This is a genomic window from Paracoccus pacificus (assembly GCF_042680785.1).
Lineage (GTDB): Bacteria > Pseudomonadota > Alphaproteobacteria > Rhodobacterales > Rhodobacteraceae > Paracoccus > Paracoccus pacificus.
On sequence record NZ_JBHUEN010000023.1, the window covers coordinates 5,878 to 15,075 of the forward strand.

8 protein-coding genes are annotated in these 9,198 nt (G+C 61.2%); 5 read left to right on the forward strand and 3 right to left on the reverse strand.

The annotated features are described in order from the left end of the window. A partial coding sequence (locus ACFSCT_RS09910) for a ParB/RepB/Spo0J family partition protein (protein ID WP_379142375.1) occupies positions 1-1,180 on the reverse strand: 1,180 nt, incomplete at its 3' end. Positions 1,181-1,478: 298 nt separating this feature from the next. After that, on the reverse strand, positions 1,479-1,850 hold the full coding sequence (locus ACFSCT_RS09915) for a phosphoglycerate kinase (protein WP_379142377.1): 372 nt from the start codon (positions 1,848-1,850) through the stop codon (positions 1,479-1,481). A gap of 683 nt (positions 1,851-2,533) precedes the next feature. Between ACFSCT_RS09915 and ACFSCT_RS09920 the strand changes: the two genes are divergently transcribed. Both ACFSCT_RS09920 and ACFSCT_RS09925 read left to right on the forward strand, forming a co-directional pair. Then, positions 2,534-4,348: a site-specific DNA-methyltransferase gene (locus ACFSCT_RS09920; protein WP_379142379.1), complete on the forward strand. Its 1,815-nt coding sequence runs from the start codon at positions 2,534-2,536 to the stop codon at positions 4,346-4,348. Next, the gene (locus ACFSCT_RS09925) at positions 4,345-6,897 is read left to right on the forward strand and encodes a DEAD/DEAH box helicase (RefSeq protein WP_379142408.1); all 2,553 of its coding nucleotides are present in this window, start codon (positions 4,345-4,347) and stop codon (positions 6,895-6,897) included. Before ACFSCT_RS09920 ends, ACFSCT_RS09925 begins: the two co-directional genes overlap by 4 nt. 74 nt (positions 6,898-6,971) lie before the next feature. Here the strand turns inward: ACFSCT_RS09925 and ACFSCT_RS09930 are convergent, their stop codons facing one another. Next, positions 6,972-8,183, reverse strand: a complete 1,212-nt coding sequence (locus ACFSCT_RS09930) for a DUF1173 family protein (protein ID WP_379142382.1) — start codon at positions 8,181-8,183, stop codon at positions 6,972-6,974. Positions 8,184-8,273: 90 nt separating this feature from the next. On the opposite strand from ACFSCT_RS09930, the gene ACFSCT_RS09935 reads away from it, so the two are divergent. The 3 genes from ACFSCT_RS09935 to ACFSCT_RS09945 all read left to right on the forward strand — a co-directional run. Then, positions 8,274-8,519, forward strand: coding sequence for a type II toxin-antitoxin system VapB family antitoxin (locus ACFSCT_RS09935; protein ID WP_379142384.1), 246 nt, complete (start codon positions 8,274-8,276; stop codon positions 8,517-8,519). Continuing rightward, complete coding sequence (locus ACFSCT_RS09940; RefSeq protein WP_379142386.1) at positions 8,519-8,944, forward strand: type II toxin-antitoxin system VapC family toxin; 426 nt, start codon at positions 8,519-8,521, stop codon at positions 8,942-8,944. Before ACFSCT_RS09935 ends, ACFSCT_RS09940 begins: the two co-directional genes overlap by 1 nt. Positions 8,945-8,970: 26 nt before the next feature. Next, on the forward strand, positions 8,971-9,198 hold a 228-nt coding region (locus ACFSCT_RS09945), incomplete at its 3' end, for a hypothetical protein (protein WP_379142388.1).

Below are 9,198 nucleotides of genomic sequence, written 5' to 3' on the forward strand. Positions count from 1 at the left end.
CGCTGCCGGTCTGTCCGCGCATGGCGGCATGGCCGGTCAGAACCTCCGCCGCGATGGCGGCGTCCCGATCCTCGGGCCGGACAAAGGCCGCTTGCACGGTCAGTTGTCCGTCGCGGGCCACAAAGATGAACAGCCCGGCATGGTCGCGCTGCGTGTCGGTAAACTCACCGTCACAGATTGCTTCCAGCGCATCCAGTTCCGCCTGACCGGCTTCGTCCAGCACGTCGCCCTCGGCCAGTTCGGCCAGTTCGTCATAGCGGGTGGCCTGTTCCTCGGTCAGTTCGCCCTCGATGCGATAGATGCGGTCGAGTTTCGACGTGACCTCATAGGGGATATACTGGTCGTCGCTCGTCTCGACCCATTTCCAGCCCTGGCCGAGCATGTCGGCATCCATGGCCAGCTTTTCGGCATAGAGGCTGTCCAGCAGATCGGCATCGGTCAGAAAGACCTGATCCGCGAACAGATCGCGAGTCAGATGACCGCCCGCGCCCTCATAGGCATCCAGCCCGACATAGACGACGCGACGATCAGATTTGCCGATGGCTTCCGGCTGCAACATCTGTTTCAGCCGCGCGACGGAATAGTCCTCGCCGCGCACCCGGTCCAGAACCTCCAAGGCAAGCGCCTCGCTCTGGGCCACGGTGAAACATTCAGCAGCACCAAGGGTCAGTTCTCCGGCTTTCAGCGCATCCAGCACGGGAACGGGCAGGGCGGCAAGCGCAAGGCGGCGATAGACATGCTTTTCCGTCTGACCGAACACGCGGGCGATGGCCGGGACGGTGCTGCCGCTTTCGGCCATCCGGCCATAGGCGCGGATTTCATCGGCGGGGTGCAGGGCCTCGCGGGCAATGTTTTCGATGCTGGCCCATGCCCGCGCCGTCGCTTCATCCGGCGCGATCCGCACTGGGATTTCCGCCAGCCCGATAGACGCCATGTCCTCCGGCGACAATTCCGTCATGGCCAGCAGGCGACGGCCCCCGGCGACGATGCCGACCTTGCCGTCCTCATCCAGATGCCCGGCCAGGTTCTGGATCAGACCGGCGACCTTGATGCTTTCGGCCAGCAGGCGCAGGCCATCCCAATCGGCGCCGTTCCGGGTGCGCGGGTTCATTGGCGAGAGATAGAGGTGATCCAGCGGGAAATACTGGATCGGGGCTTTGTCGATAGCACTCTGTTTCATGGTGTATATCCTTGTTTGCGACGTGGTTTTTGTGGTATCGGTGCCCCGGCCCGTATGGGCCAAGGCGAGGGGATCACATGACCCCGTGCTGGATCAGCAAGGCGCGGCCGATCTTCGCGGAATGTCCGCCCTTCCTGATGAGCGCCCACGCTTCGGTGATGCGCTGTTCAAGCCATTCGTTCGTTTCAATCACCTCCTTTCACGCTGTGATGGTCGGGGGGGACGTTGGCCGTCCCTCCCTTTTGGCCTGCTCGACAGGCCAGCCACGACCCGCCCTTCGCGGCGCGGGCCGATCCGATTACCACCAACAGGAATAGGCGACGGCGCGGCCCTCGCTGATTTCAGTTTTGGCCCATGCACAGAACGCGAGGTCCTGATCGTGATAGGCGTCCGCCTGTTCCTCTTGCGCTTGGTGGCCGTAGAAAAATCCGCCGTGACAGACGGGCAGAGCCTTCTCGCGGATGGCAGTTTCCAGCGCCGTCAGGTCCGCTTCGGTCAGCCGCAACTCACCGCAGTTGAGGTTGTCGGAATGAAGTCCGGTGCGGGCGGTGTAGAGGGCTTCCATCCACGTTTGCAGCCGGGAATGCTTGCGCCACGTGAACTGCGGCACATGGCCACCCTCTGCGGCATTTTCCTCGGAAATGCTGTAGGCGTATTGGTCCAGACCCATGGTCAGTTTCCTTTTTGCGACGGTCCCGCCTTGGTCTTTGCCGTGGTCGGGATGCCCATAATCGGGCGGGGTTTCAGAAGAGGACGCGGAACGCGCGCCTCTCCTGAAACCCTGCCTCCCGGCGAGGGCGGGAAGGGGGCCCGGCAACTTGAAAATCCAGTCGACAAGGGGGTGGTGCGGCCCGCAGCGCGGCACGCGCGAGGACACGGCCCCGCAGGCGGCGCAGCATTTTCTGGTTGACGGGGAAACCGGCGGTTTCCAGACGGCCGCGCCCTGGCGCGGCCAAACAAAGGCCGGGGCGTTCGGCTTCGACCGAATCCCCCGGCTGGCGTGGCCCGTGGCACACGGGCCTCATGATCCTTGGAAGGTGCAGCTTGACCACAGGCTGACGCTCGATCCTTGGCGTCTCGCTGTCAGCCTGCAAGGCCCTGTGCTGCGCTCCGACCTGGACAACCTGCCGGCGCCGTTGGGCCCGCGACAGGAACTGTCACCCACGGTGCCGAGACGCGTGAACGCGTGGCTCGGGCTGAAGGCAGGTGGAGTAGCCTGCTGGGCTAACGCAATGCCTCCGGCGTTGAGACATGGGCGGCCACGGTGTATCGCTTGGCTGCGGACTGCGGGCTTGCCTCGCCGGCTGCGCGCCGACCGGGCGACAACATCGCCCCACGAAGACGGGACAGGGCATGAGCAAATATGACGATCTTCCCCGCGAGCAGTTGATCGAACTGCTGAAAAAGCGGGACCGCACCAAGAAGCTGGGGCTGGTCTGGGAGCGGGACGAGATCGAGGCGGACAACGCCGTGGACGCCAATTTCGTGGCGGCGACGATCATCCCCGACCTGTCGGACAAGCCCGCGCCTTGGCGGAACATGGTGATCGAGGGCGACAACTACGATGCCCTGCGCTGGCTGCGTATGACGATGGCGGGGCAGATCAACTGTATCTACATCGACCCGCCCTATAACACCGGAGCGAAGGATTGGGTCTATAACGACCATTACGCCAACCCCGAGGATGCCTATTTCCATTCGACCTGGCTGGAGTTCTTGTTCCGCCGCCTGACACTGGCGCGGGATTTGCTGGCCGAGGATGGGGTGATCCTTGTGTCGATCAATGATGACCAGCGGGCGAAGCTGGAATTGTTGATGGATGAAGCCATGCCGGGGATGCGCGTGGGGTCGTTTGCCTGGCGCACTCGGACGGGCGGAAACGATACGAAAGGCGCGTTTCTATCCGACAACCATGAGCATGTCTTGGCCTATGGTAAGTCAGGATTTCGGTTCTCCGGCACTGAGAAAACTTTCGATCTTTACAAGCATTGGGACGAAGCCAAGAAGGATTACTACCGGACGGGTGGAGACCTAACGAAGGCCCACAATAGGATTGAGCGACCGAACACCTATTATCCTCTCCATGATCCTGACACCCAAATCTGGTATCCTTGCAACCCTGATAGTGTTTGGCGATACGCCTCCAAGGTCTTTGGTGACGAAAAAAAGAAGATCAGAACGCGGTTCATCGAAGAATTTGTTGCTGACGGCTATATCTATTTTCCAACTGAACAGCGCGTCACAGTTTGGGAAGATTTGGAGCAGTTAATGGCGGCGATCCGGTCTGGCGATGTGCCGTCCAGTGGTAACGCCCCATTTCTGCGCGAAGACACTCCTAACCTTGAGTTTTGGGTCGGGAAAAAGGTTGGTTTCGGCACGCCTTCTTTGAAGCGCTACAAGAAAGAACTGAAGGCGCCGACGCAGCCGCTTTCAAGCTGGATCACGCCCAATTTCGAAACTGATACCCTGCCAGAAGGGGAAGTTAACGAAATCGTGGCTGGCACGAACATGGAAGCGGCCAAAACAATCAAGGACGTTTTCGGCGCAAAGGCATTCAATTATGCCAAGCCCGTTTCCCTAATCCGCGAGCTTGTCCGGCAGTCCACAGGCCCCGACGACATAGTGCTCGATTTCTTTGCAGGGTCAGCAACCACGGCCCAAGCCGTGATGGAGTTGAACGCCGAGGATGGCGCGGATCGGCGGTTCATCATGGTGTCGTCTACTGAGGCGACCGCCGATGACCCCGAAAAGAACATCTGCCGCGACGTGACGGCGGAACGCATCCGCCGCCTGAATGCCTCGGACGACAAGAAATTCGCCGACCTTGCCGCCGACTTCGCCTATCTGCGCTGCCGCGAGATCGAGTTTGAAGACCTCGACCAAGACCTTTCACCTGCCGAGGTTTGGGCGGCCTTGGAAACACTGCACCGCCTGCCGATGACGCAGCTCACCCAAGCGCCGTGGCAGGAGCACAAGACAGAGCAACAGACCTTGATCTTTGCGGATCGGGTCAGCACCGAACTGCTGGACCATCTGCGCGGCGTGGCCGAGCGGCGCGAGAATGCCTTTGTCTATGCCTGGGCACCGGGCCAGATTACCGCCGTCCTTGGCGACGCGCTGGACGTGCGATCGGTGCGCACCGAACTGGTCGGAAGGTTCCGCCAATGACGGGTGACGCTGATTTCCGAGTTTCTCTGGCCAAGTATCAGTTGAACGCCGTAGATGCGATGGCCGAGACGCTGCGCACCGTATCTGCCCTGCATGACCGCGAACCCCAGCACCGGACGCGGATTTCCCGTGAGTTGGGGGTGATCCTGCTGCAAGCCCCTACCGGATCGGGTAAGACCCTGATGCTCGGCCGTGCGCTGGAAGCCGTGCGCGGGCAGCTTTCCGCCAAGACGGTATGGTTCTGGTTCGCCCCCTATGCCGGGCTGGTGACGCAGACCCGCAGCGTCTTGACCGCCCAATGCGGCGCGTTGCGCCAGCGCGATGTCTATGCCGACCGCGAGACCAGCGCCGCACGGGATGGTGATGTGTTCGTGCAGACCTGGGCCTCGGTTGCCGTGGTCAAGAAGGAAAGCCGCAAGGTCCGCACCGACAAGGAGGCGTCGCTGTCGGTGGACAGCATGATCGCCGAGTTGCGCGAGCGGGGTTTCCGTATCGGCGTGGTTATCGACGAGGCGCATCTGAATTTCGGCTCAGGTGCGGCGGCGACGGCGGATTTCTTCCTGAATGTGCTCTCGCCCGATTTCACGGTGCTGGCCACGGCCACGCCGAACGATGCCAAGCTGGAAAAGTTCGAACGCGATGCCGGGTTGAAGGTGGCAAGCCGCGTGACGGTTGCCCGTGAAGCCGTGGTGAAGGCGGGGTTGAACAAGATCGGCCTGATGGTCGGCGTGCTGCGGTTCAAGGAAGAGGACCGGGCGCTCATCGACACCGAAGTGGCGACCCTGACGGCAGGGTGGTCGCAGCATTCGTTCATCAAGGACAAGCTGGCCGAGAAGGGGATCAGCCTGACGCCGCTGATGCTGGTGCAGGTCGAGGATCAGCAAGAGGGCAAGGAAGACCCGGTTGCGCGGGTGAAGGAGCGGCTGATCGAGATCGGGGTGCCCGAAAAGGCGATTGCCGTTCACACCTCGGGCGAGCCGGACCCCGCGTTTCATACGCTGGCCTATGACCCCGAGATCGAGGTTCTGGTGTTCAAGCTGGCCGTGGCGACCGGGTTCGATGCGCCTCGGGCATGGACGCTAGTTTCCGTGCGCCCGTCACGCGGGCGGGATTTCGGGTTGCAGATCGTGGGGCGGATCATGCGGGTGCATCCGCTGGTGCGCCCGCTGCATGGGACAGAGCCGCTGCTGGACCGGGGATATGTCTTCATGTCGGACCCGGAGTTGCAGGTTGGGCTGGATGAAGCCGCCGCCGATCTGAAAGCAGTGCGCGAGGGGATCGCGGTTCTGACCGATACGCTCGACGTGAATGTGCTGGGCAACGATACGCGGGCGGCGGAAAGCTATGGCGCAACGCCGTTGCCGCCCCCGCCCGTGCAAACAGTGCCGGGTGAGACCGAGGGCGACCGGGTTGAGCGGCAGGTGTCGATGGGGTTGCTGAACCCGAACTATGCCACCGCCTCGACCCTGCGCCAGCAAAGCGCGCTTGATGCGGTTAAGGGTTTGTCGACCCCGGCTATCCCGCCATTATTCCCGAACCTGCCAGACGCGCTCTCGCCGCGCGTGACAGCCGCACAGGCCCTGCCACAAGAGCATCAGGTGAAGTATCTGCTGCGGACTGACTTGGGCATTCCATCCGCGTTGGTGCGGGAGGAACTGCCGAACCTGTTCGACATTGAAGGCGACCTTTGCCCGCAGATCGCCCGCGAGTTTTGTCGATTGGTGCCCATGACCTCGATGCTGCTGGCGGTGAACAGCAACGCCGAACTGTCGATGCGCGACCTGTTCAACGCGGGTCAGACGGATCAGCGAAACTTGAGTATCAGGATGTCGGCGGCCCGGATTGCGGAGCAAGCGCAAGCGCAGCTTATGTTCAATGACGGGATCGACCCCCGCCGCATCCGTGAAGCGGTAGAGGCCGAGCTTGCGCGCTTGTGCAAAAAGGATGGTATCGCCGCGACGAGCCGCGACATTCGCAGGACGATCAACTTGGCCATCCTGCGCCAGCCGCAGGCGCTCAAAGAGGCCGTCCGCATTGCGCAGGGCCATCACATTCGCTTAGAGAGCAACGAGCCGATCCCGACCGAGCTGTTTGGGCCGAAGGATGCGCCGAAGGCCAAGAAGGGGGCCTACGGGGCCTTCATCGGTCGTTACAACAGACCCGAGCGAGCTTTTGTCGAAATGCTGGACAATGACGACACGGGCCGGATCAAGTGGTGGCTGCGCAACCCGGAAAACGAGAAGTGGGCAACGCGGCTGATCCTGCCGACCGGAAAGCGGTTCTTCCCTGATTTCGTTGTGGGCGTCAGCGGACGGCGCACCCGCGACAGTATCGCATTGGTCGAGATCAAGGATGACGGAGAAACCGGGAGGCTGCACTCGGACAGCAATGCGATCAAAATTCGCTCAGAGCACAGCGAATACAAGAAGGTCTTCTGGTCCTACCGGGAGGCAGAAGGCATATTTTTGAAAGCCGTGTGGAACCATTCTTACAACCGAATTTTCGGGGCGGGACCGTTTGAAATCGAAGACATGGTCATGATTCACTAGGGCTTTGATGACGCGTTTTGAAGCTCGTCTAGCGAAAACCGCTCCGAGGGTGCTGGCTGGCTACCTTGCTTCTCTTATCCAGCAGCTGGCAATCCCGGCATGTCATCATCCTGCGCCGGCCAGATCCACGCCGGATAGACGCCTTCTGCTGCGATTTCGACCAGTTCGCGTTCGAGTTCGGGTTGGAGTGCTTGCGATGGGCAGTAAAGAGCGGTGGGGGGCGAGGTGTCGAGCATCACGGCATTGGCGATCGGGGCGTCCTGGCGCATGTTGTAGCGTAGACTTTTGCTGAAATGGCGATCTCGCATGGCCTCGATCAGACGCAGCTCGCGATCATGATCGAAGGGAATCCATTGCGCCGTGACAGGCATGACGGCGATCTGCCGGATTTCGGCATAGTTGCCGCGCATGTTGAACGTGGCGATCACGATGGAATGTGCACCGTCGACGGCTTCCACGTCGCGGATCTTGTCGCCCGCGATCTTGTCGAAGCGGGCGCACAGATCTTCGTCCATGAAAAAAGCCATGTCGGGCAGGTGCTTGAATAGAATCTTGCGGCCATATTGTGAGGGCTTCATCTCCTTCAGCTCGGCCACCAGCACACCGAGGGGCATGGGCTTTCCCTTGATCGGCTGCAGGTGATGAAGGAATCGCCTGCGGGCGGCCGTCAATTCGTCCTTCTTCTCCACGGAAAACATTGGCGGCACGAACAGGACCGATGATAGCGGCATGGATTTGGCCTTGGCGCGCTCGGCCGCGGCGGTCAATTCGCGATGGACGATCCACCATGATCGTCTCGCGAAGGCAGGCCGCCACATTGTCAGCCCGGCGGCATCCCAGAGGAAATGCAGCAGGCCCAGCAGGCCCAGTTTGCTCGGGCTGGCCTCTGCGGTGGTAGGCTCGTGATCGCCCGCATCAGGGGCAACGCCGCGCCGGCCCCGAACGGACAGGGGAAAATCCAGCTTGATGGTGGTTTCACCGCTGTCGTCGGTGGTGATGGCCTTGCCTTCGACCTGGCCGAGACCAGAGAGTTCCGGCGGCATGGCGAAGCTGTCGCAGGATGGGTCATGGGCGTGTCCGGTGCCGGGCATCCGCTTCAGGTAATATTCGCCCTGGATCTTGGCCACATACATGAGCGGGGATGCTGGTGAACAGAGGCAGGCCGGCCGGGCCTTTTTCTGATGCGCCACAGCAAGGATGCTTTGCCAGTTCGGCGATGTGGCATCGAATGTTTCCGGGCCGAGTTGATAGCGGCTGGCGGGGACGGCAAGATCGGCTGAACGCATGAAGATCACCTGTCGAAAATCACTGACCTCGGGAATTGCAGAAATCTATCTTGATGTGTATATATCGATCATACATCAGAGGATATACACATGGCAATCCTGATAAGGGGCGACGAGATCGACGCATTGGTCGAGAAATACTGTGCCATGACGGGCCAGAGCAACAAGAGCGAGGCGGTGCGCCGCGCCCTGGCGGCGCAGATCGAGGCGCTGGCCGCCAAGGAAAGCTTGGCGGACCGGGTTGCGAAGATCCAGCGGCAGGCGGCTGACGGCGGGTTCGTCGCGACGAAGAGCACCAACAAAGCGTTCATGGATGAGATGTGGGGCGAGGACTGATGTTTCTCGATGCCAGCGCGCTGGTCGCGGTGCTGCTGAAGGAATCTGACGGCACCGCGCTTCTGAAGGCGATGGAGGCCGCACGCGGCAAGCTGCGGTTCTCGCCAGTGGTGCGGATGGAGGCGGTGCTGGCGCTGGTGCGCGCCCGGATCGAGACGCGCGGCAAGGGACCGGCCACTGCTGCCGACTACGCCGATGCGACCGGGTTGGTTGATCTGCTGCTGGAAGCCCTTGAAGCGCAGGACATGCCGATCACCAGCGAGATCGGCAAGGCTGCGATCGCGGCGTTGGCGATCTATGGCAAGCAGGTCGGACATCCAGCACAGCTGAACATGGGCGATGCGCTGTCCTATGCCTGCGCGAAGTCCGAACAGGTTCCGCTGCTCTATAAGGGTCGGGATTTCAGCGAAACGGATCTGGCGTAGCAGAAATGGAGTAGAAAGGGCGTTTCATGACTAAGAACGGTGAGGTGCGGTGGTCTGCGTATGCAACGATCATAGCCGCAGTAATAGGTGCCGTTGCATTACTTGGTGCAGCGTGGATCAGTCAAAAGCGGTCAATAAATGCCGACAAGGAGGATGACAGCCATCTAATCTGTAAAACAGAAGATGGTCAGATTGGCAAAGTTCAAGCAGTACCCGCGACAGAGACACGCCCTGCCTACCTTGGTTGTGTAGCC